Source organism: Nocardioides sp. Root1257, from assembly GCF_001425175.1.
Lineage (GTDB): Bacteria > Actinomycetota > Actinomycetes > Propionibacteriales > Nocardioidaceae > Nocardioides.
This window is the reverse complement of sequence record NZ_LMDV01000008.1, coordinates 1268063-1292635: the sequence shown is the minus strand read 5'-3', so window position 1 is coordinate 1292635 and position 24573 is coordinate 1268063. Positions and strand designations below refer to the sequence as shown.

The 24573-nt window shown below is 71.4% G+C and carries 19 protein-coding genes; 7 read left to right on the top strand and 12 right to left on the bottom strand.

Going from position 1 to position 24573, the window contains the following annotated elements; genetic code table 11:
• The first annotated feature begins 112 nt into the window (after positions 1-112).
• Positions 113-1111 (top strand): IS481 family transposase, encoded by a 999-nt coding sequence (locus ASC77_RS14295; protein ID WP_056153880.1) that lies wholly within the window; start codon positions 113-115, stop codon positions 1109-1111.
• Positions 1112-1302: 191 nt separating this feature from the next.
• Here ASC77_RS14295 and ASC77_RS14290 read toward each other — a convergent pair whose 3' ends face one another.
• The 3 genes from ASC77_RS14290 to ASC77_RS14280 all read right to left on the bottom strand — a co-directional run bounded on the left by ASC77_RS14290 (position 1303) and on the right by ASC77_RS14280 (position 5925).
• On the bottom strand, positions 1303-2736 hold the full coding sequence (locus tag ASC77_RS14290; protein WP_056153876.1) for a DUF5719 family protein: 1434 nt from the start codon (positions 2734-2736) through the stop codon (positions 1303-1305).
• The gene (locus ASC77_RS14285; protein ID WP_056153873.1) at positions 2733-5588 is read right to left on the bottom strand and encodes a glycosyltransferase family 2 protein; all 2856 of its coding nucleotides are present in this window, start codon (positions 5586-5588) and stop codon (positions 2733-2735) included. The genes ASC77_RS14290 and ASC77_RS14285 overlap by 4 nt, the downstream gene beginning before the upstream one ends.
• 82 nt (positions 5589-5670) lie before the next feature.
• Positions 5671-5925, bottom strand: a complete 255-nt coding sequence (locus ASC77_RS14280; protein WP_056154191.1) for a WhiB family transcriptional regulator — start codon at positions 5923-5925, stop codon at positions 5671-5673.
• Positions 5926-6153: 228 nt separating this feature from the next.
• Between ASC77_RS14280 and cofD the strand changes: the two genes are divergently transcribed.
• The 3 genes from cofD (at position 6154) to ASC77_RS14265 (ending at position 8968) form a co-directional block, all read left to right on the top strand.
• Positions 6154-7173 carry a 2-phospho-L-lactate transferase gene (gene cofD, locus ASC77_RS14275; RefSeq protein WP_056153871.1) on the top strand — a complete coding sequence of 340 codons (1020 nt, stop codon included), beginning with the start codon at positions 6154-6156 and terminating at the stop codon, positions 7171-7173.
• Positions 7170-8132, top strand: coding sequence for a coenzyme F420-0:L-glutamate ligase (locus ASC77_RS14270; RefSeq protein ID WP_056153869.1), 963 nt, complete (start codon positions 7170-7172; stop codon positions 8130-8132). The genes cofD and ASC77_RS14270 overlap by 4 nt, the downstream gene beginning before the upstream one ends.
• Before the next feature lie 83 nt (positions 8133-8215).
• Complete coding sequence (locus ASC77_RS14265; protein ID WP_056153866.1) at positions 8216-8968, top strand: DUF3105 domain-containing protein; 753 nt, start codon at positions 8216-8218, stop codon at positions 8966-8968.
• Positions 8969-8983: 15 nt separating this feature from the next.
• Here the strand turns inward: ASC77_RS14265 and ASC77_RS14260 are convergent, their stop codons facing one another.
• The gene (locus ASC77_RS14260; RefSeq protein WP_056153865.1) at positions 8984-10063 is read right to left on the bottom strand and encodes a mannose-1-phosphate guanylyltransferase; all 1080 of its coding nucleotides are present in this window, start codon (positions 10061-10063) and stop codon (positions 8984-8986) included.
• Between the two features lie 17 nt (positions 10064-10080).
• Between ASC77_RS14260 and ASC77_RS14255 the strand changes: the two genes are divergently transcribed.
• Positions 10081-10815: a TIGR03089 family protein gene (locus ASC77_RS14255; protein WP_056153862.1), complete on the top strand. Its 735-nt coding sequence runs from the start codon at positions 10081-10083 to the stop codon at positions 10813-10815.
• A gap of 38 nt (positions 10816-10853) precedes the next feature.
• On the opposite strand, the gene ASC77_RS14250 is transcribed toward ASC77_RS14255, so the two are convergent.
• From ASC77_RS14250 to ASC77_RS14215, 8 genes are all read right to left on the bottom strand, one after another.
• Complete coding sequence (locus ASC77_RS14250; protein WP_056153858.1) at positions 10854-13715, bottom strand: FG-GAP-like repeat-containing protein; 2862 nt, start codon at positions 13713-13715, stop codon at positions 10854-10856.
• A gap of 291 nt (positions 13716-14006) precedes the next feature.
• Positions 14007-14795 (bottom strand): ABC transporter ATP-binding protein, encoded by a 789-nt coding sequence (locus tag ASC77_RS14245; protein ID WP_056153855.1) that lies wholly within the window; start codon positions 14793-14795, stop codon positions 14007-14009.
• Positions 14795-15709, bottom strand: coding sequence for an ABC transporter permease (locus ASC77_RS14240; RefSeq protein WP_056153851.1), 915 nt, complete (start codon positions 15707-15709; stop codon positions 14795-14797). Before ASC77_RS14240 ends, ASC77_RS14245 begins: the two co-directional genes overlap by 1 nt.
• Positions 15702-17735, bottom strand: a complete 2034-nt coding sequence (locus ASC77_RS14235; protein ID WP_235547645.1) for a glycosyltransferase — start codon at positions 17733-17735, stop codon at positions 15702-15704. The genes ASC77_RS14240 and ASC77_RS14235 overlap by 8 nt, the downstream gene beginning before the upstream one ends.
• Positions 17732-18931 (bottom strand): UDP-galactopyranose mutase, encoded by a 1200-nt coding sequence (gene glf / locus ASC77_RS14230; protein ID WP_200944981.1) that lies wholly within the window; start codon positions 18929-18931, stop codon positions 17732-17734. The genes ASC77_RS14235 and glf overlap by 4 nt, the downstream gene beginning before the upstream one ends.
• Before the next feature lie 6 nt (positions 18932-18937).
• Positions 18938-19846, bottom strand: coding sequence for a glycosyltransferase family 2 protein (locus ASC77_RS14225; protein WP_056153846.1), 909 nt, complete (start codon positions 19844-19846; stop codon positions 18938-18940).
• Entirely contained in the window at positions 19839-20753 is a 915-nt protein-coding gene (locus tag ASC77_RS14220) for a glycosyltransferase family 2 protein (RefSeq protein ID WP_156391075.1), read from the bottom strand. The genes ASC77_RS14225 and ASC77_RS14220 overlap by 8 nt, the downstream gene beginning before the upstream one ends.
• A 55-nt stretch (positions 20754-20808) precedes the next feature.
• Entirely contained in the window at positions 20809-22155 is a 1347-nt protein-coding gene (locus ASC77_RS14215) for an LCP family protein (protein ID WP_235547663.1), read from the bottom strand.
• Between the two features lie 227 nt (positions 22156-22382).
• Between ASC77_RS14215 and ASC77_RS14210 the strand changes: the two genes are divergently transcribed.
• Both ASC77_RS14210 and ASC77_RS14205 read left to right on the top strand, forming a co-directional pair.
• The gene (locus ASC77_RS14210) at positions 22383-23639 is read left to right on the top strand and encodes an LCP family protein (protein WP_056153838.1); all 1257 of its coding nucleotides are present in this window, start codon (positions 22383-22385) and stop codon (positions 23637-23639) included.
• On the top strand, positions 23636-24502 hold the full coding sequence (locus ASC77_RS14205) for a crotonase/enoyl-CoA hydratase family protein (RefSeq protein ID WP_056153834.1): 867 nt from the start codon (positions 23636-23638) through the stop codon (positions 24500-24502). Before ASC77_RS14210 ends, ASC77_RS14205 begins: the two co-directional genes overlap by 4 nt.
• Positions 24503-24573: the final 71 nt, after the last annotated feature.

Genomic DNA, 24573 nt, shown 5'->3' with positions numbered 1-24573 from the left:
TGTGATGCCCAGGCACGTTGTGCGATTGGGTACGGCGTAGCTGTAGATGGGTGAAGGCCTCCCGGTGTGGAGTGGAGCTGTCTAGGAACCGCTCCGCCACAAGGAGGCCTTCATGTCCCACGCTAACGCTGCGCTCACCCCACGACACCGGCTACGTCTAGCGCGTCTGATCGTCGAGGAGCGCTGGCCGACCTCGCACGCCGCGGAGTTCTTCAACGTCTCCTGGCGCACCGCCGACAAGTGGGCCAAGCGCTACCGCGCTGAAGGGCCGTCCGGGATGAACGACCGCTCCTCGGCCCGACACACCCAGCACGCCAAGACACCACAACCTGTGGTCCGCAAGATCGTGCACCTGCGGTGGAAGCAGCGACTGGGACCGGTGCCGATCGCGGCCAAGCTGGGCATGCCGTCCTCGACCGTGCACGCAGTGCTCACCCGGTGCCGGCTGAACCGGCTCAGCCACCTCGACCGGGTCACCGGCGAGCCGGCCCGCCGCTACGAACGCGAACGGCCCGGCGAGTTGATCCACGTCGATGTGAAGAAGCTCGGCAACGTTCCCGACGGCGGCGGCTGGCGCTACGTGGGACGGCAGCGAGGTGACTGGAACCGGCAGGCAACCCGCCAGCGCACCGGCGCCACGAACGCCTACCACCAGCCCAAGGTCGGGACCTGCTTCGTGCACACCGTCATCGACGACTACACCCGCCTGGCCTACGCCGAGTGCCACGACGACGAGACCGCCCTCACCGCGGTCGGCGTGCTCTACCGGGCCGTGGCCTGGTTCGCCGAACACGGCGTCAGCGTGGAACGCGTCCTATCCGACAACGGCTCGCCCTACGTCTCCCACCTGTGGCGCGACAGCTGCGCCGATCTCGGCATCAAGCACAAGCGAACCCGGCCCCGCCGCCCGCAGACCAACGGCAAGATCGAACGCTTCCACCGCACCCTGGCCGACGGATGGGCCTACCGACGCCTCTACAACTCCGAGGACGCCCGACGAGCCGCCCTGGCAGGATGGCTCCACCAGTACAACCACCACCGGCCCCACTCAGCAATCGGCGGCCAAACACCCATCACCCGGTTGAACAACCTGGCTGGGCATCACAGCTAGCCGCCGCCGAACGTCCCCGCGCCCCAGGTCCGGTCATCGACCGGGTGGTCAAGGAGCGGATGGCGTACNTGGCAGGATGGCTCCACCAGTACAACCACCACCGGCCCCACTCAGCAATCGGCGGCCAAACACCCATCACCCGGTTGAACAACCTGGCTGGGCATCACAACTAGGCGGCCCGTGGGATCGGGTCAGGGCAGGCCGGGTCGCACGTGCGGGACCAGTCCGTTGACCTCCGGGACCGTCAGCGGCAGCACGGACGTGCCGCCCGGGGCACTGGTCAGGACGGCGCCGACGACCGACGTCCGTGCCGGCTGCACCGTGAGCAGACGGGTGGCGGCCGGCACCGCGACGATCACGCCGCGGTCGGGCACGACCTCGACGGTCTTCTCCTTCAGGGTCTTCCCGTCGGCCGACCGAGCGACCAGCTGCACGCTGCCCGCCGTGCTGGCCTGGGCGAGCACGACCTGACGCGTCGCCGCCTGACGTCCGCTGTCCGGCGCCTCGGGCAGGAGCACCGTCGCGTCCGTGTCGAACGCGGTGCCCGCGGTCGCGACGGAGAGGTCGCCGTCGACCATCGAGCGCACCGACGCCGTGACCGGCCCGCTCGCGGCGAGGGTCAGCCCGAGCGCGTCCTGGGCGACCGCCTCGTCGACGACCGCCGTCACCGGCACCCGCACCACGCTCTGCGGAGGCACCCGGATCTCGTCGACGCCGTCGGGGGCGAAGACGGACTCGGTGTCGATGATCTTCAGCTGGGCCCGGACCTCGTCGGTGCCGGGGTTCGCGACGGTGAGGGTCCGTCGGCCGCTGCCGGGCGCCAGGCCGAGCAGCACGTTGTCGGCGCTCGGCACCTCCTGGCCGGGCAGCCAGTCCTGGGTGAGCGGGTCGGTGCCGACCCGGTCGATGCGGTCCCGCACGGTCGCGCCGATGCGGCCACGCGCGGCCACGACCTCGAGCGCGAGCTCGTCGGTGCGCGGCACCACGCTCGCGAGGTCGATCCGCACGCTGCTGCCACCGGCGACGGAGACCCCTCGCAGGGCCGGCGCGTCGACCACACCCTCCGCGCCGAGCACGGTCACGTCGGCGACCGCCGTCCCCGCGTCGGGGTTGGTGAGCTCGAGCACGGAGCGGTGGCTCGCGCCCGCACCCACGCCGGTGAACCAGCGCACGGCCGCGGGCGGCAGGCAGTTCGCGACCGCGGCGTCGTCGGCCCCGGCCCGCCCGGCGACCAGGCCGGGAGCGGCGTCGTCCTCACCGACCACGGCCAGCGCGTCGGCGTCGTCCGCCGACGTGACCCGCCCGCTGACGAGGTCGGCGTCCTTCGTCGTGCTGCCGAGCCCGACCCGCACAGTGCCGTCGACGTCGTCGGAGGCGCTCGTCAGCGCGACACTCGGCCCACCGGGCAGGGCGGACGGGCAGATCAGGGTCGAGGCGGTCAGCGTCGTCCGGGTCGCGGCGTACGTCGTGTCGCCCGGCGCGTCGGGGCGCACCAGCAGGAGCACGGCCGCGCTCAGCACCGGCAGCACCACGGCCAGCACGACCGTCAGGTTGAGCCGGCTCCGCCGGGCGGCGGTACGCCGTCCGCCGCGCGGCGTCGTGGACGGGGGCTGCGAGTGGCTCATGGCGTGGACCGCCTCGTGTTGGTCGTGGGCAGGCAGAGCACGGCGACCACCACCACCGAGGCGCCCTGCACGACGAGGAGCAGGATCCGCAGCCAGGACACCGGGCCCTCGAGCCCGGAGGCGTCGAGCGGTCGGTCGACCTGCCACGCGCGGGTGCTGCGGTTCTCGGCGCTCGCCTGGACGAGCCCGGTCGTGGCGTCGAACACTGCGGCGACGTCGCCGTCCGCGGGCGACGGCAGTACGACGTACTCGATGCCGTGCTCGCCGAGCGAGTCGACGAGCTCGGTGGTGGGGCGGGAGACGAGCGCCTGGACGCCGGCCGTGAAGTCGTCGTCCTCGGTCGTCAGGTTGAGCACCTCGTCCTCGCCGAGGGTCACGCCGTCACCCCGACGGATCGTGTAGGTCAGCCCGTCGTCGACGGTGCCCCGGATGACCAGGATCCCGTGCTCGGGACCCTCCTCGGAGCTCTGGACCATGTAGATGGGGATGTCGGTGTCGATGCCGTCCGCGATCGCCGCGTCGGAGCCCAGCCACCAGGCGAACCCGCCCAGCGGGACCACGGCGGCGACCACGACCAGGGCCCCCGCGACCACCCGACGCCACGGAACCTGCTCGGTCCCCAGCCCGACGGCACCGATCGCGGCCGCCACGACGAGGGCGCCCTGCAGCACCACCACGAGCACCCCGAGCCCGGCGCCGGTCGTCGTGGCGGCGAGGGAGAACGACAGCGCGCCGAGCACCGCGGCCAGCACGCTGGTGACCAGGGCGACGACCCAGCAGACCAGCACCGGGATCCGGGTGGCGCGGGGCAGCAGGGCCAGCAGCGCGAGCGCAGCCAGGACCAGGCCGAGCCACCAGGGCGCGCCGAGCCCGTCGAGGCGACCGCTCATCAGGTCGAGGGTGTCGGCCGTCGGGGTGGGCAGGCGGCCGGTGTCGAGCAGCAGCCCTTCGGCGGCCGAACGCTGGACGGCCGGGATCCACCAGGGAGAGAGCAGGAGGGGCACGAGGCCGATCGCGGCGGCCGGCGGTCCCCAGACCGAGCGGTCCCGGACCGCGCTGCGCACGACCAGCGTCGCGGCCGCGACCACGACGAGGCCGAGCACCGCGGCCAGCACCCAGAGGACCGGCGCGAACGCCGACCCCAGGGCGAGCAGGAGCCCGACCCGCCAGGCCGCCCGCCACCGCCGGTCGGCGGCGGGGTCGGCGAAGCCGAGGGCGGCGTGCGCGAGCCAGGGCAGGATCGCCGCGACGACGACCAGCCCGAGCCGCCCGTCACCCCACGCACCGCAGACGACGGGCACGAGCGCCCAGGTCGTCGCGCCCCACAGCAGCACCCACCGCGAAGCGCCGGTGAAGACCACCAGCCGCCCGACCACGCGCAGGAACCGCCAGGCGCCCCACAAGGAGAAGGGCACGGCCGCCACCAGCACCACCGAGACCGCGGCCGACGGGCTGCCGCCGAGCAGGGTCGCGAGCAGCGCCATCGGCAGCACGTACGCCGGGGCGGGCACCGCCGTGCCGGTGCCGAGCGGGTGCCAGGTCTCGACCTGGAGGCGCCACCAGTCGCCGGCGCCGGCCGGGACCGGTGAGAGCCCGCCTCCGGCGACCGAGCCGAACGCCGTACGCGCCGCGACCAGCGCGACGACGACGACGAGCGCGGTGAGGAGGGCGACCGGGTTGGTGAGGAAGCGGGCGATCAGTCCGGTGTCGGCCGCGATCATGTCCTCGTCGTCGACGGGGACCCGCGGGGCGTAGCTGGCCGGGGCGCGCTCGGCGGCCGCGGCCCGGCGTCGCTCGGCGACGTCCTGGGCCTGGTTGGTGGCCGCCGCGACCAGGTCGCCGAGGAAGTCGAGACCGTGCCGGTAGGGCACCCACCACGGCGAGAGCAGCGGGCGGGCCCGGTCGAGGTCGGCGCGGGGCTGCTCGCGTCGGGCGCGGCGGGCCGATCGGACCTCGCCGGGGTGGGCGTAGAGCGAGAGCAGCGCGGCGAGGTCGTCGAGCGCCTCCCCCACGGACCGGACGACCAGGAAGCCCACCATCCGCAGCAGCGTGCCGAAGAAGAGGCGGACGACGAGCCACGGCAGCTGGCGGCCGGGGGCGTTCGCCAGCAGCGTGTAGAGCGCGGCACGGCGCTCCTGGTAGTGCGTGTGGCGTCCCGTCAGCGGCGTACGGCGGGCGCCGCGGTGCGCCGCCTCCGCGTGGAAGACGACCGCCTCCGGGACGATGAGCGTGGTGTGGCCGGCAGCGGCGGCGCGCCAGCCGAAGTCGATGTCGTTGCCGAAGATGGGCAGCTGCGGGTCGAAGCCCCCGAGCGACTCGAGGACCGTGCGCCGCACCAGCATCCCGGCGGTGTTGACCGCGAGCACCCGGCGTACCTCGTCGTGCTGGCCCTGGTCGTACTCACCGCGCTCGAGCCCGGTCTCGCGGCGACCGGTCCCGCTGATCGTGATGCCGAGCTCGAGGAGGCGCTTGAGCGAGGGCCACTCGCGCAGCTTCGGGCCGAGCACGTCGGCGTCGGGATCGGCCGCGGCCGCAGCCAGCAGCGCCGCGAGCGCGCCGGGGTCCGGGTTCGCGTCGTCGTGGAGGATCCACACCCACTCCGGTGCGTCGCCGCGCTCACGCAGCCGCTCGAGACCGAGCCCGACCGCCGCCGGGAACGACGTGGAGCCGGGCACCCGGAGCACGTCGCCGAAGGCCCGCTCGACCAGGTCGGCGCTGCCGTCCTTGCTGCCGGTGTCGACGCCGACGACCGTCGCGAGCGGGGCCCGCTGCGCGCGGAGGCCGTCGATGACGGCGGGCAGCCAGCGTTCGCCGTCGTGACTGACGAGCAGAGCAGCGACGGAGGGAACCACGATCCCGAACCCTAACGGCCAGGTGGTGGTCGCTCGGATTCGGCAGTGGTACCCACCGCCGCCGCTCTCGTCGTGGCTCGGCTCAGACCGCGCGCTTCTTCAGCTTGCGCCGCTCCCGCTCGGACAGACCGCCCCAGATGCCGAAGCGCTCGTCGTTCATCAGCGCGGACTCCAGACAGTCGTCACGCACCTCGCACGTGAGGCAGACCTTCTTGGCCTCCCTCGTGGACCCTCCCTTTTCGGGGAAGAACGCCTCAGGATCGGTCTGTGCGCACAGCGCACGGTCCTGCCATCCCGCTTCCTCGGCGTCCCCGTCGAGGAGAAAGAGTTCTCTCACGGCACTCGCCCTTTCGACCCGGTACTGCTCCCACATCCGCGTCCCCGTCACGGTCCGGACCGGGGGAAACGGTCCGGTCCACCGTGGTGAAAACGTGAACGACACTGTGGGAATTACATGCCTGTCGTACCCCGAAAGTCAACCCCGCATCTGCTATGGCGCCCCGCTCGGCCCCGACGCGTCGAGTCCGGCGATCCACGGCCACCACCCGTGCGGCAAGGTATCCGCATGCAGAACATCACGGTGCTGTCGGGGGGTATGGGCGGCGCGCGCTTCCTCCAGGGCCTGCTGCACGGCATCGCCGCGGGCTCATTGCCCGGCGTCGCCCCGGACGCGACGGTCACGGTCGTCGCCAACACCGCGGACGACATCTGGGTCCACGGCCTCAAGGTCTGCCCCGACCTCGACACCGTCATGTACACCCTCGGCGACGGCATCGACCTCGAGCGCGGCTGGGGTCGGCGCGAGGAGACGTGGAGCACGAAGGACGAGCTCGCGGCGTACGGCGTCGAGCCCACGTGGTTCGGACTCGGCGACCGCGACATCGCCACCCACCTCGTGCGCACCCAGATGCTGGACGCGGGCTACCCGCTCTCGGCGGTGACCGAGGCGCTGTGCCGGCGCTGGCTCACGCCCACCTTCGGCGACCGGCTGCGCCTGCTCCCGATGACCGACGACCGGGTCGAGACCCACGTGGCGATCGCCGACCCGGAGGCGCCGAGCGGGCGGCGGGTCATCCACTTCCAGGAGTACTGGGTGCGGATGAGGGCGTCCGTGCCCGCCGAGGTCGTGCTCGTCGTCGGGCTCGAGGACTCCTCCCCCGGCCCCGGCGTCATCGACGCGATCACCGACGCCGACCTCGTGGTGCTGCCGCCGTCCAACCCGGTCGTCTCCGTGGGCACCATCCTCGGCGTGCCCCGGGTGCGCGAGGCGCTCGCCGCGACCAGCGCGCCCGTGGTCGGCCTGTCCCCGATCGTCGGCGGCACGCACGTGCGCGGCATGGCCGAGCAGATGCTGACCTCGATCGGGGTGGAGGTCAGCGCCGCGGGAGTCGGTCTCCACTACGGCGCCCGGGCGCACGGCGGCGTGCTCGACGGCTGGCTCGTCGACGAGGTCGACGCCGACCAGGTGGAGCGCGTGGAGGCAGCGGGGCTCGCCTGCCGCGCCGTACCGCTGATGATGACCGACCCCGATGCCACGGCAGCGATGGCGGCCGCCGCGGTGGCCCTGGTGGGAGCCGCACGGTGACCGGCCTCGAGATCACCGCACCGGACGGGACCCCGGAGGTCGAGCCCGGCGACGACCTGGTGGCGATCGTGCTGCTGATGACATCCCTCGCCGACGGCGACGTGCTGGTCGTGACCAGCAAGGTCGTCAGCAAGGCCGAGGGCAGGCTGCGGCGCGGGAGCCGCGAGGACGCGCTGCCCGGCGAGACCACCCGCGTCGTCGCGCGGCGCGGCGAGACCGCGATCGTGCGCAACCGGCTCGGGCTGACCATGGCCGCGGCGGGCATCGACAACTCCAACGTGCCCCTCGGCCAGATCGTGCTCCTGCCCGAGGACCCCGACGGCACCGCACGCGCCCTGCGCGACGGCATCCGCGAGCAGGCGGGCGTCAACGTCGCCGTGATCATCAGCGACACCGCCGGTCGAGCCTGGCGCGAGGGGCAGACCGACATCGCGATCGGCGCGGCCGGACTCGTCGTGGCCGAGGACTTCGCGGGCCGCACCGACGCGCACGGCAACGAGCTGGCGGTGACCCTACCCGCCGTCGCCGACGAGCTGGCCGGAGCGGCCGAGCTCGCGACCGGCAAGCTCGGCGGGCGCCCGTTCGCCGTCGTGCGCGGGCGGGCCGACCTGGTCCTGGCCCCCGGGGACCACGGCCCCGGAGCCGCGTCCCTGATCCGCCCCGATGGCGCCGACCTCTTCGGGTACGGCGCGCGCGAGGCCGTCGTCCGCGCCCTCCGGGCCCAGCCCGCCGACCAGCGGCCGTTCGGCGCCCCGGCCCCGCCGGCCGAGCTCGCTGCGGTCATCCGCGACGTGGTCAGCCTGGTCCCCTCCCACACCGGACGAGCCGACGGGTCGCTGATGGTGACCTGCCCGCGCGGCCTGGTGCGGGCCCTGACCGCGCTCACCTTCGCGCACGGCTGGACGGTGAACCCGACCGACCATCCCAACGAGCTGCGGTTGCGCCCGGCATCTGACTGACGCCCCCGTAGACTCTGCCGACGACCCGACCCCATCGCGACCCGACCTCCCGGTGATCGCCCTGCACGCCCGAGGAACACGACGTGGCCAAGCCCGCCAAGACCGACCGCAAGGCGGTCATCGAAGAGATGCGCAAGAAGCAGAAGAGCTCCGACCGCCGGCGCGGTGCCGTGATCGTGGCCGTCTGCGCCGTCGTGGCCATCGGGATCGTGGCGGCCGCCGTGGTGCCGATCCTGCTCGACAAGCGCAAGGACTCGAAGTTCGACAGCGTCGCGCTCTCCAAGATCGGGTCGGCCGCGTCGGTCTGCCAGGACGTCACGACGAAGAAGGCGGACGGCAACTCCCAGCACGTGCCGGTCGACACGCCGGTCGACTACTCCACCGCCCCGCCGGCCTTCGGCGCGCACTGGAACCAGGCCGGCCTGGCGCCCGCGAGCTTCTCGCGGAAGTTCTACACCGCGGACGACCGCCCGGCGCTCGAGGCCTTGGTCCACAACCTGGAGCACGGCTACACGATCCTCTGGTACGACGACACCATCGCCAACGACAAGACGGCGCTCAACGAGGTCGAGGCGATCTCGCGCAAGTTCGGCGGTGACGACTTCCGCAACAAGTTCATCGCAGCCCCCTGGAAGTCCTCCGACGAGGACGGCGCGAAGTTCCCCGACGGCCAGCACATCGCGTTCACCCACTGGTCCGCGGGCGGCAACGGCGAGACCGACACCAGCAAGCAGGTCGGCGCCTTCCAGTACTGCTCCGCCGTCAGCGGCGCTGCGCTGTCCGCCTTCATGGACACCTACCCCTACACCGACTCGCCCGAGCCGACGGTGCCCTGACGGGCCGGAGGCTCCCTACGTCAGGTCGGCGCGGCCGGACTCCTTGAGCGCCGCGACGACCTGCTTGACCTCCTGGGCGCGCGCCCGGGTCGTGACGAGCAGGGCGTCCGGGGTGTCGACGACGACCACGTCGTCGAGCCCGACCACGGCCACCACCCGGCCGCTGCCGGGCACCACCAGGCCGGTGCTGTCGACGCCGAGCACGGCGTCCGCCTCGCCGAGCACCGACACCGGCACTCCGCTCTGCTCCAGGAGCGTGGCGAGGGCGTCGAAGTCGCCGATGTCCTCCCAGTGGAACGACGACGGCACGACGGCCACCTTGCCGGCGTCGGCCGCGGGCTCGGCGACCGCGTGGTCGAGCGCGATCTTGGGCAGCTCCGGCCAGAGCTCCTCGAGCCGGTCGGGCTCGAAGGCGATGGCCCGCAGGGTCGCGGCGAACTCGGGGTGCCAGCGACCGAGCAGGTCGAGCAGCACCCGCGGGCGGACCACGAACATGCCGGCGTTCCAGCGGTAGCGCCCGGTCTTCAGGTAGCCCTCGGCGGTGGCGACCGACGGCTTCTCGACGAACTCCTGGACGACGGCAGCGCCGTCGAGGCCCGGGAGCGGGTCCCCGATGTGGACGTAGCCGAACGCCGACGACGGGAAGGTCGGCTCGATGCCGAGGGTGACCAGCCAGTCCTCGCGCGCGACGGCGACCGCGCGGCGTACTGCCTCCGCGAAGAGATCGGGGTCGGTGATCACGTGGTCGGCCGCGAAGGAGCCCATCACGGCGTCCGGGTCTGACCGCTCGAGCAGCGCGGCGGCCAGGCCGATGGCGGCCATCGAGTCGCGCGCGGACGGCTCCGCGATCACGGAGCCCGCGGCGACCTCGGGGAGCTGCGCGCGCACGGCCTCGCGGTGGGCCTGGCCGGTGACGACCATGACGCGGTCGTCCGCCAGCGGCGCCAGGCGGTCGAGCGTCTCCTGCAGGAGGGTCCGCCCCTCGCCGCGCAGGTCGTGCAGGAACTTGGGGGCCGACGAGCGCGACAGCGGCCAGAGCCGGGTGCCGGCGCCGCCCGCGGGGATCACGGCCCAGAAGTGGTCGATAGACGTCACGATGGAACCCTAGGGGCATGAGCACCTTCAGCGACGTGCTGGCGCGCCAGCTGCGCACGGATCCTGGATCGCCCCTCGTCACGTTCTACGACCACGACAGCGGCGAGCGGGTCGAGCTGTCGGCGACGACGTACGCGAACTGGGTGGCCAAGACCGCGTCCCTGCTGGCCGAGGAGCACGACCTCGAGCGCGGCCAGCACCTGGTCGTCGACCTGCCGACCCACTGGCTGGGCCCGGTCTTCCTGGGCGCGGCCTGGTCGGTCGGCCTGGTCGTGGTCGGGCCGGAGGACGCCGACAGCGTCGGCGTCGATGCGATCGTCTGCGGGCCGGACTCGCTGGACCGCTGGGCGGACCGGGCCGACGACGTGCCGGTGCTCGCCTGCTCCTTGCTGCCGCTCGGGGTGCGCTTCGCCGACCCGCTGCCCGCGGGCGTGCACGACGTCGGCATCGAGGTCTGGTCGCAGCCCGACGCGTTCATCGCCTACGACCCGCCCGGCCCCGACGACGCGGCGACCGCCGGCTCGCTCGGTGACCGCACCCAGGGCGAGACCTGGAGAGCGGCCGCCGCCGGGAGTCTCCTCACCGACGGCGGCCGCCTTCTCTCGGAGGCGAACCCGGCTTCCCCACCGGGGCTCGCCTCCTTCACCGAGCCACTCGCACGCGGCGGCTCGCTGGTGCTGGTCGTCCACTCCGAACCGGAGCGGCTCACCTCGACGTACGTCGCGGAGCGCGCCACGGCTCGCTTCCCTTGAGGGCGAGCAGCACCACGTTTTCTCGGGCTCGAGCGGGATCAGCCCGCCAGGTCGAACACCCCCATGCCCGCCGCCAGGAAGCGCGGCTTGCCGAAGCCCGTGGCCGAGCCCGGGAGCAGGTAGAGCGCCCCGGTCGAGCGCTGGCGCACGACCAGGTCCGCGTGCCCGGTCAGCCCGATGTCGCTGATCCCGATCACCCAGTCGTACGGCGTCAGGTTGACGCTGATCGCCCGGGCGCCGGTCAGGCCACCGGGGCCGTTGCCCGGGAACAGGTAGGTCTTCGCGCCCTTGCGGAACAGCGAGTCCGGGGCGCCGTCGGAGTTCCACCGGCCGACCGGCACCTGGGCGGTCGCCTTGATCGCGCCGTGCGCGACGTAGCTGGGCCGCAGCCCGGAGAGGCCGTTGCCCGGGTATATCCGGATCGCTCCGCCGACGGGCTGGCCCATCAGGTCCGGCCAGCCGTCCCCGGTCATGTCGCCGACCGCGGCCAGCAGCTTCACCGAGGAGAAGCCGGTGCCGATGACGACCGGGGCGCCGAAGTGACCGGTGCCGTCGCCGCGGCGCAGCGCGAGCACGCCCTGTGCGTTGCCCACGATGATGTCCCCGTGGCCGTCGCGGTCCCAGTCGCCGGCGTTGAAGAGCGCGTTCGCGGCGGGGATCTTGACCCCGGTCGCGATCGGCGTCCGGACCTCGGTGCCCCCGGAGTTGGGGAGGACGGACACGGTCGACCCCGAGCGGATCAGCACGTCGGGGGTGGCGTCGCGAACCAGCTGGCCGACGCCGATGACCTGTCCGTTCGCAGCCACCGGACCCAGCGCGTGGGAGAACGTGCCGTTGCCGCGTGACGGGTAGACGTAGCCCTTCCCGTCGCGCTTGCGCACGAAGAGGTCGGGGGTCCCGTCGCCGGTGAAGTCGCCGGTGCCGTTGAACGACGCGAACGACTTCCAGGAGCCGGTCATCCCCCGCGGCGCCGCGAACCTGCCGCCGCCGGTCCCCGCGAGCAGCCACGGGCGGCCGGAGGTGTCGCGGGCGATCAGGTCCATGCGTCCGTCGCCGGTCACGTCGCCGATGCTCGTGAGCTGGTTGTAGCTCGCCCCGGACGAGGCGATCCGGCGTACGGCGTACGTGCCGCTCGCGCGCCTCAGCAGGACGTCGAGGCGGCCGGTCGAGGGCACCCGGGCGACCAGGTCGTTGCGACCGTCGCCGTTCACGTCGCCGACGGCGCTGATCAGGTCGTGGCCCGCGAGCCGCCCGATCTGGGTCGTCGCGGCGCCGAAGGTGCCGGCGGCGGTGCCCGGCCGCACCCTCGCCACGTTGTTTCTCATGACGACAAGGTCCGCGATGCCGTCGCCGGTGAGGTCTGGCGACACGACAGTGCGGTCGGTGCCCGTCAGGCCGGTCGCGGCGGTCACCGGGCCGGCGAACGCCGTCAGCCCGCCCGTCGGGATCACGAAGACCTGACCGTCGCTGGCGCGCCGCGCCACGATGTCGGGGTGCGGGGTCGATGCGAGGTCGGACTCCAGCTCGCGGCCGGCCCACCCGCGCTGCGCCTCGGCGGCAAGCCGGCGGATGTCGGGGATCCGGGCGTAGAGGTAGCGGCCGGGACAGGCGGTCGAGGCCGCGTCGCGGTGACCGTTGATCGCCTGGAAGACCTTCGACCCGACCTGCTGGCTGGTGGACGCCGCGTTCACGCCGTGCAGCGAGAGCTTCCAGGCGAAGAGGGCGCCGTACGCCTCCACCATCGCGCTCGACGGCTGCTTGATGTCGTAGTTGCCGATCGCCGACATCGCGAAGGAGTAGTCGTTGTAGTTGAGCGTGTGCGCTCCGACCACCGGACGGTCGATGCCGCCGTACCGGCCCTCCCAGATCCGGCCGAACCGGTCGACGAGGAAGTTGTAGCCGATGTCGGACCAGCCGCGGCTCTTGGTGTGGTACGCGTAGATGCTGCGGATGATCCCGGGCACCTCGTCACGCGTGTAGTCGTTGGCGTTGACCGTGTGGTGCACGAAGCCGGCGTGCACCTCGAAGTAGCGCAGCGAGCTCTTGTCCCGCATGTTCTCGTCGGCCCCCCACTGGGCGCGCGAGTAGATCTGCGGCTTGGGCGTGAAGGTCGCGGCCTGGAGGGCGATCTTGTCGCTGCCGGCGTCGCCCGCACCGGGGTCGGTGTCCAGGGACGCGGTGCCGGTGGAGTCGGTGGACGTCGTCGGCGCGGCGGTGTTCGTGTCCAGGGCGGGGTGCTCGACGGCGGTCGTGTCCGCCTCGCCGGGGTCGACGACCGCGAGACGCAGGCCGGGCGGCAGGGTGCCGTCCGGAGTGTTGACCTTCACCTGCACGTCGTCGACGTCGCCGACCAGGAGGGCGTCGGTGCCGGGGCGTGCGTGCCGTGCCTCCGCGGTGCCGGGGTCCGGGCCGTGGTCCGCGTCGTAGTCGAGGTCCATCCACGCCGACCATGCCGAGCCGGTGCGGGTGCGGACCTTGAGGGCGATGTCGCCCTCCGCGATCTTCGTCCCGTGCGCCCAGGTCACGCCCACGGCGCCGTACCCCTCGACGGGCTCGGCGACGCTGGTGACGCTGCTCTGGGCGGCCACCAGGTCGGCCTTCGTGCGCGCCAGGCGCGGCGTGCCCGTCGTGCTGGCGGCCGGCGTCAGTGCGTACTCCGTCACCGTCGGGTCCACCACCTCGTCCGGCACGGTCGAGGAGCGCGCGGACTCGCGGACGTAGGCGCTCAGGTCGGCCGCCAGGCCGCTGGCCGCGTCCGCCGTGGCGGTGGTCTCCCCGGGCCGGTCGTGCACGACGTCGAGGCTGACGACGCTCGCGGCAGGGGTGAGCACAGCGATCACGAGACCGAGCGCCAGCAGCTGCTGGCAGGCCGTGACGAAGCGGATCTTGCTGGGTGGCATGAGTGGTTGCTCCAGTGCGGGGGAAGTTCACACGGGTAGCAACTTTCACACGCGTCACAGGAGCCACGGAAGGTTTCGTGAGTAACTACAAGACTGTAATTTCCACTCGACACGCCGACGTTCTCAAGATTTGTCAAGAAACTTCACGCGTGTAGTTTGCAGCCGCCCTGCCCTGAGCGTGCGAAGGGCAGGACCCAGCGGCACCGGTCGCGGAGCCGCGCGACCGAGGAACGAGGTCGCAACCGGCGTCTCGAGACCCGGTGAGGCGAGAAGCAGGGACGAGCCCGGACCCTAGATATCGGCCCCGAGGTCGCTGTCCTCGGTCTCGAGCTCTTCCTGGGTCTCGTCGCCGGAGTCGTACCGCAGGTACTTGATCCCCTCGATGACGTCGCCGTCGAAGCCGACCTTCCCCTGCTCGAGGACGATGACCCGGTCGCACATGCGGCGGACCGAGCCGGCCGCGTGGCTGACGTAGACGAGGGTGCGACCACCGTCGCGGATCTCCTGCATCTTCTGCAGGCACTTCTGCTTGAACGGCTTGTCCCCCACTGCCAGCACCTCGTCGGCGAGGAAGATGTCGGAGTCGACGTGGATGGCGACCGAGAAGCCGAGCCGCGAGCTCATGCCCGACGAGTAGTGGCCGACCGGCGAGTCGAGGAACTTCCCGAGCTCGGCGAAGTCGGCGATGTCGTCGAACTTCCGCTTCGTCTCGGCCTCGCTCATGCCGAGGACCGCCGCGTTGAGGTAGATGTTCTCGCGGCCCGTCAGCTGTGGGTGGAAGCCGGCGCCGGTCGCGATCAGGCCGGCGATCCGGCCCCGCGTCTGCACACTGCCGCCCTCGGGCCGCATCACGCCGTTGATCAGCTTGAGCAGGGTGCTCTTGCCGGAGCCGTTGAGCCCCATCAGGCCGACCGACTCGCCCTGCTCGATCGTGAAGGAGACGTCGTCGACGGCCCGGAAGGTGTCGCTGATGTCCTGGCGGCGCAGCGCCGCGACCGTCATCTGCTTGAACGTGCGGTGGTAGCGCAGCGTGAACGTCTTCGTCGCGTGGTCGACGACGATGGACTCGGTGCCGCTCATCAGAGGCGCTCCGGGATCTTGTTCTCGAGTCGCGAGAAGACCATCTGGCCGATCACCAGCAGGATCACCCCCACGACCACCGCGAGGCCGGAGAAGGCCCACAGGTTGGCCGGGAGGTGGGCGGCCTCGGTCGCGGCCGGGTGGTCGGTGGTGCCGACCCAGAAGGCCTTCTGGAAGAGCAGCACGGCGTCGGCGATCGGGTTGAAGAGGTAGAACTGCGCGAACTGGCCGAACTTGTCCTCGACCATCGTGTACGGGTAGATCATCGGCACGCCGAAGCGCACGAAGTTCGTCAGGATCGCGGCGACGTTGCCGACGTCGCGGAAGAACACGTTGGCGGCGCTGAAGAGCAGCGCCATCGCCGTGCCGACGGTCGCGATGATGACCAGCGCGGTGACCAGGGCCACGACCCCGGCCAGGGTCGGCATCCAGCCCAGGAGGACGCAGACGATCATCATGATCACCAGCTGCGGGACCACGTGGTAGCCCGAGACCAGCATCGAGGCGACCGGGAACATCTCGCGCGGCATCGCCATCTTCTGCACGAGCGCCTTGTTGCGCACGATGGAGCGCGTCCCGGCGTTGAAGGTCTCGTTGAAGAAGTGGACGATGATGATCCCGCAGAACATGTGGATGGCGAAGTTCTCCACGTCCTTGTGGAGCCCGAACAGGACCCCCATCACGACGTAGTAGATGAAGAACTGGCTCAGCGGGTTGATGTAGGACCACAGCAGGCCGAGGAACGAGCCCTGGTAGCGCGCCGAGATCTCGCGGCGCACCAGCAGCCGCAGCAGGTAGCGGCGCCGGAAGACCTCGAGGAGGCCCGCGGTCGCGGCCGGCGACGCCAGCGGCGCGTCGACCGTCCGCAGCGGGCGTGGGGAGGTGTCGACCTCCGGCTCGGTGACGTCAGTCATCGGCCGCCTCGGCGTCTGCTTCGGTCCACGGACGGAAGGTCTCCTCCCACGCCTCCGGCGAGGTGATCTCGGGCAACTTCGAGCGGTACTCCGCGGAGAGCTCCGGCCAGCGACGGTAGAGCTTCAGGTGCAGGTCCGCGATCCGCTTGAGCAGGTCGCGGTACAGCTCGGGATCTCGAGTGTAGAGCGCCGCCGACGTCTGGTCCGGCATCGAGACGATCGCCGAGTCGTACCGCGCGATGCGGTACCACTTCGCGTCCATCGCCGCGATCTCCCCCTCGGGGAACTCCCGCGACAGGGCCCGCGGCTTGCGCAGCTGGCGCAGCGGCATCAGGCCCGCCTGGATGATCTGCGAGCGCTTGCTCGGCACCTCGAGCTCGCTGTGCCCGCGCCGCGACGGCTTGCGACGCACCGGCGGGAAGGCATCGGGATCCGCCTCGAGCTGGGCGTCGGAGAACTGCTTGCGGAACGCGTTGACGTCGGCGAGCCGGTGCGGCAACGCCTCGTGCAGGCCGTCGGGCCCCGCCAGCACGTCCTCCAGCGCGAGCTGGCGCAGCTCGACGGTCGAGTACTGCATGGAGACCAGGTGGGCCACGGAGTGGTTGACGCTCTCCTGGATGAGCCGGCCGCCGTGCTTGTACGGCGAGTGCAGCAGCGCGGCGATCAGCCGGTTGCGCTCGTGGAAGTAGGCCTGCCAGTCCAACGCGTCGTTCTTGTCGGTCCACGGCACGTGCCACACCGCGGCACCCGGGAACGTCACGGTCGGGTAGCCGGCGGCCTTCGCGCGGACGCCGAACTCACTGTCGTCCCACTTGATGAAGACCGGCAGCGACAGGCCGATCTCGTCGAGGACCTGGCGCGGGATCAGGCACATGAACCAGCCGTTGAAGTCGACGTCGACGCGCCGGTGCAGCCAGCGGGTCGAGCGCAGGTTGCGCGCGGCGAAGTCCCACTCCGACAGCACGTGCTCCGGCGACATCCACCACCAGCGCCAGGTCTGGATGATCTCGCCGAAGCTGTGCAGCCGGGCGCGGGAGTACAGGCTGAACATGTGGCCACCGACGATCGTGGGGCGGCGTGCAAGATCGGCGAAGGTGACCGCGCGCAGCAGGCTCTGCGGCTCACACACGACGTCGTCGTCCATCATCAGCGCGTACGTCGCCGTGCCGGCCTTGACGGTCTCGAGCTGACCACGGGCATAGCCGCCAGAACCGCCCAGGTTGCCCTGGTCGATCACGCGAAGCCGGCCGTCGAGAGCCTTCTCGGCAGCCGCGAAGCCGGCGGCGCCACGGACCTTGTCGGTGCCCTGGTCGACGACGAACACGGTGTCGAGGATCGCGAGGACGTCGTCCTCGGAGCCGAGCTGGGTGATCAGGTCGGAGCAGAAGCCCGGCCGGTTCATCGTCGTGATGGTCACGGCGACGGTGCCGGACGCGGCCCGGTCGGCGGGCACCTCGGCGTCCCAGACCGCGCTGACGACGGCGTCCTCGTCGCCCGCGGTGACGTCGTACCAGTACCAGCCACCGTCGACGAAGGGGCGCAGCGACAGGTCGAAGGCGAACGTGCCGCCGGCGGCGCCGTCCTCGACCTGCTGCGAGGACACCCGCTGCGAGCGTCCGTTGGCCATCGACTTGTAGACGGTGACGCTGGCGCCGCGGCCCTGGAGCTCGACCATGAGGCGGACGTCCTCGACGATCGTCCAGCGCCGCCAGTACGACGCCGGGAACGCGTTGAAGTAGCTGCCGAACGACAACCGCTCACCCTGCTCGATGCGGACGGCGTGCCGGTCGACGATCTGGTCGGGGTGGATCATCGTGCCGGAGCTGACCGACTGGCGCAGCGAGGCCTTGTTGAGCTCCTTGGCGCCCTTGTCGCCGCCGACGTTGTACTTGTCGGCGTCCAGCACCGCCGGGTCGGGGTCGACGTAGAGCGGGAGCACGTCCAGGTCGCGGTCGACCGGCATGATCTGGGTCTGCAGGACGCGGCGTACGGTCTGCGCCGTCGCGTCGGGCTTCGAGGGGCTCACTCGTCGACTCCTCCGCTGGTGAGTGCCGCGCCCTCGGCGAAGTGCGGCCGCAGCTTGTTCTCGAACATGGACAGGGCCGAGCCGATCGCCATGTGCATGTCGAGGTACTTGTAGGTGCCGAGCCGGCCGCCGAAGAGCACCATCGGCTCCTGCTTCGCGAGCTCGCGGTACTTCAGCAGCTTCGCGCGGTCCTCGGCGGTGTTGACCGGGTAGTAGGGCTCGTCGCCCTCCTCGGCGAATCGCGAGTACTCGTGCACGACGACCGTCTTGCCGGGCAGGTAGGTCCGCTCGGGGTGGAGGTGCTTGAACTCGAGCGTCCGGGTGTACGGGAGGTCCTGGTCGTTCGCGTTGACGACACCGGTGCCCTGGAAGTCGTCGACTTCGAGGGTCTCGCGCTCGAGGTCGATGGTCCGCCACGACAGGCGGCCCTCGGCGTTGCCGAAGTACTCGTCGACCGGGCCCGTGTAGACGATCGGGACCTGGCCCTTGAACTCGTCGGCGACATCGAAGAAGTCGGTGTCGAGGCGGACCTCGATGTTCGGGTGCTCGGCCATCCGCTCCAGCCAGGCGGTGTAGCCGTCGACCGGCAGACCCTCGTAGGTGTCGTTGAAGTAGCGGTTGTCGAACGTGTAGCGCACCGGGAGGCGCGTGATGATGTCGGCCGACAGCTCCGTCGGGTCGGTCTGCCACTGCTTCGCGGTGTAGCCCTTCACGAACGCCTCGTAGAGCGGGCGCCCGATCAGGCTGATCGCCTTCTCCTCGAGGTTCGTCGCGTCCTGCGTGGCGATCTCGCTCGCCTGCTCGGCGATCAGCGCACGCGCCTCGTCGGGGGTGTGGGCCTTGCCGAAGAACTGGTTGATCAGGCCCAGGTTCATCGGGAAGGAGTAGACCTGCCCCTGGTACTTCGCGAAGACCCGGTGCTGGTAGCCCGTGAAGTCCGTGAACCTGTTGACGTACTCCCAGACCTTCGTGTTCGAGGTGTGGAAGAGGTGCGTCCCGTAGACGTGCACCTCGATGCCCGTCTCCTCGTCGAACTCGGAGTAGGCGTTGCCCCCGAGGTGGTGGCGGCGCTCCAGGACGAGGACCTTCAGGCCCAGCTCGCTGGCACAGCGCTCGGCGACGGTGAGGCCGAAGAAGCCGGAGCCGACGACGACCAGGTCGGGGCGCTGCGAGGGGTCGGGAGATGGGGCTGACACGATGGGTCAGTCTACGGATCTGGTGGGTACGGCACGCATTCCCCGCGCGTCGCGCATGGCCCGGATCACATTGCCCGCCTCGGCCCGTCCGCCCCGGACCGGGCTGAGCAGCACGACCACCGCGGTGATGAGCCAGGGCTTGAGGCGCACCAGCGCGTTCTCGCCGTACCGCAGGTGCACGACGAACAGGTTGCGGTACATGTAGTAGCCCTTCCAGCCGCTCAGGTCGTGCTGCTGGCTGAAGTCGAGCTGGCGCACGAGCACGGCGTCACGGACCGCCCAGATCCTGAAGCCGGCCCGCCGAGCGCGCACGGCGTAGTCGACGTCGTCGTAGAAGATGAAGTACGACGGGTCGGGCAGCCCGATCGCGTCCACGACGGTGCGGCGGACCATGAACCCCTCGAAGGCGACGTTCTCGAGGGCCACCAGCGCCGGCATCGCGCCGCGGCTCCCGTAGTCGGTCTCGACCAGGCTCCGCTTGGGGTGGATCGCCAGGGGGTTGCGCAGGTCGAAGCGGGTCGCGGCCTTCTCGATCAGGTGGCCGGCAAGGTCCTCGCGGACCGCCATCAGGCAGTCCTCGTCGCGTGCCATCAGCTCCGTCAGGCAGCCCGGCGCGGGGATCACGTCGTCGTCCATCAGCCAGATCCGGTCGAAGCCCTGCTCGTACGCCGTCCGCACCCCCAGGTGGAAGCCGCCGGCGCCACCGAGGTTGTCCTCGCTGCGGATCACCTGGAGGCCGGGGTTGGTCGCCGTCGCGAGCACGGCCGGCGTGTGGTCGGTGCTCGCGTTGTCGACCACCAGGACCGCGTCCGGCAGCCGGTCGAGGGCGGCCAGCCCGACGAGCATCCGCTCCAGCAGGTCGGCGCGGTTGTAGGTCACCACCACGACGGCGACGGTCTCGACACGATCACCCACGGGTCAGGTACCTCCGGTGGCCGGTGAAGTCGCCGCGCAGGCCGTCGTACATCGCGCGGAGGCTGATGCCGAGCCGACGCGGGCTCGGCCGGGTGAACGTGTAGAACCAGACCGTCTTCGCGACGAACGCGAGCGCGTGCGGCCACCCCTTGTACTCGCGCAGGTTGAGCAGGTTGTTGCGCGCCATGCAGTAGTGCTTGAGGTCGCTCGGGCTGTGGTTGTACGTCGTGCGCCCGAACATCATCGGCGTCCCGAGGCTGCCGACCGCGGGGTGGCGCACCTGCGCGTCGACCACGGTGGCGATCCGGGCGCCGGCGGCCTCGGCGCGCAGCCGGTACTCGTGGTCGTCGCCCCAGATGAAGTACTCCGCGCGGGGAAGTCCGATCCGCTCGACCAGCTCACGGGTGACGAGCACCCCGTTGAACGGGATCACGATGCCGTCGATCCGGCCGGCCGTCGCGGCGCGCTCGACGTCGGCCAGCTCGTGCACGACGCGGGTGCCGCCGGGGAGCCGGATCGGGAACACCAGGCGGTCCGGCGCGGCCTCGTCGACGACCAGCGGCCCCCAGAAGTCGAGGTCGCCCTCCTCGAGGAGCCGCGCGAGGCAGCCGGGGTCGGGCAGGCCGTCGTCGTCCATCAGCCAGACGAGGTCGGCGCCGCGCTCGAGGGCCCACTCCAGCCCGTCGTGGAAGCCCCTGGCCCCGCCGCCGTTCTCGGCGAGCGTGCGGCCGAGGACACCGTCGCGAGCGGCGAGCCACTCCCCCGTGCCGTCCGTCGAGGCGTTGTCGACGACGAGGACCTCGGCCAGCTCGGGCACCTGCTCGAGCCGGTCGACGAGCGTGCGCAGCAGGCCCAGGCGGTTGAACGTGACCACGACGGCGATCACTCGGGGGGTCTCCTGGGGCACGGCGTACACCCTAGAGAGTCAGTCGGCGAAGGGTGGTTTCGAGGCTCGAGACCACCTAGCAGGCGGCGCCGAGATCGTCCGCGTCGTTCGCGGCGTACCCCGTGCTCAGCGAGCCGAGCGAGCCGCCGGTGACGGTCTCGGTCGTCGCCTTCTTGCGCTTGCCGGACGATGCCGGCGCCTTGCCCTCGGCACGGTCGATCGCCTGGGCGACCTTGGTGCGGATCAGGTGGATGTCCGGGTCGGCCGTGTTGATCATCGGCGGCACCAGGGAAAGCGTCGAGATCTTCTGGCTGCGGGCCTTGAGGGCGAGCTGCACGAACTCGGAGAACTCGCTGGCCGGGATGTCGGTGGAGACCATCGAGGAGCTGGCGTCGGCGATGTCCGCGAAGTTGCGTACGGCGGTCTGCGGGCTGATCTGCTGGAGCATCGCGCCCATCACGCACTTCTGCCGGGCCATCCGCGAGTAGTCGTCCGAGTCGTCGCGGGCCCGGGAGAACCACAGGGTGTCGTGGCCGTCGAGCTTGCGGACGCCGGGCTGGATGTAGCCGGTGACGTCGTCGCCGAGGCCGCCGACCGGGATCGGCTGGCGCACGTTGAGCGTCACGCCGCCGACGGCGTCGACGAGGTCGCTGAAGCCGCGCAGGTTGACCATGGCCCAGTAGTTGATCTTGAGGCCGGTGATGCCCTCGATCGCCATGATCGTGGCGTCCACGCCGGGGTTGTCGGAGCCCGGGAAGAGCTCGGTGTTGTCGCCGGCCCAGGTGCTCACGCCGTTGAGGTAGTCGGCGTCGAAGCCGTCGGGGAACTGCTCGCGCATCACGGACCCCTTCACGAAGGGGAAGTTCTTCATGTTGCGCGGCAGCGAGATCAGGACCGTGCGGCCGGTGTCCTCGTCGATGCTGGCGACCGTCATCGAGTCGGGCCGCAGGCCCCACCGACCGGCGCCGGAGTCGCCGCCGAGCAGGAGCACGTTGTAGCGGCCGTCGTGGGCGTCGCTGGCCGCGCCGTTGCCGGCCAGGGCGAGGACGAAGTCGCGCTGGACGCCGACCATGTGCGCGCCGAAGAGCAGCGTGGCGGCGATCGAGAAGCAGAGCGCACCGTTGACGCCGATCGCGGCACGGCGGTGCCCCATGCTCAGGGTGAGCGGCTGGCCGAGCCGCCAGGCGTCGATGAAGAGGTAGGCCCAGGCGACCGCGAGCGACATCAGGAGCAGCCGGAGCAGCAGCAGTGCGGCCGGGTCGAAGGCCAGGTCCAGGTACGTCGTCGGCCGGACCAGCGCGACGACGGCGGCCGTGAGGACGGACAGCAGGAGCACCGCCCAGATCCGCAGCGCGATCAGGCCGACCCGGCGATTGCCGGCGACCAGCTGGGCGGAGCCGGGCAGCACGAGCGTCATCAGCATCAGGGCCACGGCCCGGCGGAACCGTACGCGAGCCGCGCGCTCACCAGGGGTGAAGCGCGAGGCTTGCGACCCGGGGGAAGGTGCGGGCGGCATCGAGATGCCTCTCTCGAGAACGACGTACGGGGAAGTGGCGGTGCCCCGCAAGTATCACCAGTCACAGGCGCAACATCCGACACGACGCGCCGGGTGATCCGGGGACGCCAGGACCGACCGGGTACCGTCGCCGCATGAATGACCGTCCTCGCGGTGACGGCGAACCCGCGGAGGGCACGCCCGAGTACCACTGGCTGTACGGCGGCGGCGCCGACTCCCCGCCCGCTTCCACCCCTCAGTCCGGCCAGTCCGGAGCCCCGCGCGAGCCGCGGCCCGACGAGACCCGGATGATGCCCGCGATGGCCCGACCGACCCCCGACCCCGCCGGCCCGACGCCCCCGTCCCGGGGCCCGTCCCGCGCCGGGGCGCCGCCGACGCCGCCGCCGGTCGCGCCGACCCCGGGTGCCCAGCCGGCCCGCCGGCGCCGCGGACCGCGGTTCTACCTGCGCATCGTGCTGGTGCTGCTCCTGCTGTGGGCGGCCTACCTGGTCGCCGTGCCGCTGATCGCCTGGAACAAGGTCGACAAGGTCGACTTCGAGCCGAAGGGCGACCGCCCCGCCGACCAGCCGGGCACGACGTACCTCATGGTCGGCAGCGACTCCCGCGCCGGGCTCACCAAGGAGCAGCGCAAGGAGTACGCCACCGGGAACGCGGCCGGGCAGCGCACCGACACGATCATGCTGATGCACACGGGCTCCGGGCCCAACCTGCTGATGTCGATCCCGCGCGACTCGATCGTCGACGTCCCCGGTCACGGCACCACCAAGATCAACGCCGCCTACGCGTACGGCGGGCCGAAGCTCCTCGTGAAGACGATCGAGCAGAACACCGGCATCCGGATCGACGAGTACGCCGAGGTCGGCCTCGGCGGCGTCGTGAGCATGGTCGACGCCGTCGGCGGCATCGAGATCTGCCCGACCTTCCGGATGAAGGACAGGCTCGCAGGCCTGAACATCAAGAAGGGCTGCCAGGAGGCCGACGGCCGCGTTGCGCTCGCCTACGCGCGCTCGCGGCACTCGGACCCGCGGTACGGCGACATCACCCGTGCCAAGCACCAGCGCGAGGTCGTCTCCGCGGTCGGCTCCGAGGTGCTCTCGCCGTGGACCTTCATCAACCCGTTCCGCTACTGGGGCGTGATGATGGCGGTGCCGGACACGTTCCGGTTCGGCGAGGGGATGTCACCCTTCGGCGCCGCCCGCTGGGCGCTGGCACTGACCCACGTCAACGGCGACAGCGGCCTGACCTGCGGCGTGCCGATCTCCGACCTGGCCGTCAACTGGGACGCCGAGCGGTCGCAGAAGATGTTCGACTACATCAAGCAGGACAAGACCGACGACATCCCGAAGAGTCTCTGCACCCCGACCGGGCTGCCCAAGAGCGTCACCGGATGACGTACGAGACCCTGCGCTGGGAGGTCGACGCCGACGGGGTCGGCACGCTGACCCTGCACCGGCCCGACCAGCTCAACGCCTTCGACCTGACGATGGCCGGGGAGCTCGAGCAGTTCTTCCGCGTCGATGCCTGGGCCGAGGACGTGCGCGCCGTCGTCGTCACCGGTGCGGGCAGGGCCTTCTGCGCCGGCATGGACCTCAACGCGGCCGGCAACGTCTTCGGGCTCGACGAGGGACTGCGACCGACCGTCGCCGAGTTCCGCGCGGCGTACGACGAGGCGCCGTACCAGGACGGCGTCCGCGACACCGGCGGCAAGGTGACGCTCGCGATCCACGCGCTGCCGAAGCCGGTGATCGCGGCGATCAACGGCCCGGCCGTCGGCATCGGCGCCACGATGACGCTCGCCATGGACCTCCGGCTGGCCTCCACGAAGGCTCGGATCGGCTTCGTCTTCGGTCGGCTCGGCATCGTGCCGGAGGCGGCGTCGAGCTGGTTCCTGCCTCGGATCGTCGGGATTCAGCAGGCGCTGGAGTGGGTCTACTCCGCCGACATCCTCACCGCCGACCAAGCGCTCGCCGGCCGCCTGGTGCGCAGCCTCCACGAGCCCGACGACCTGCTGCCCGCGGCCCAGGACCTGGCGCGGTCGTTCGTCGTCCACCGCTCCCCCGCGGCCCTCGGTCTCGCCAAGCGGCTGCTCTACCGCAACAGCGCCGCGGCCGAGCCGCTCGAGGCGCACCTCTCCGACTCGCTCGCGATGTACTGGCAGTCGCTGGGCGACGGCAAGGAGGGCGTGGCCGCGTTCCTCGAGAAGCGGCCGCCCTCGTTCACCGGCTCCGCCGCGGACCTGCCCGACGTCTTCTGAAGGTCGAATCGAGACTTCTGACGGTTGAGTCGAGACTTCTGACGTTCGAATCGAGAGTTCTGACCGCGGCA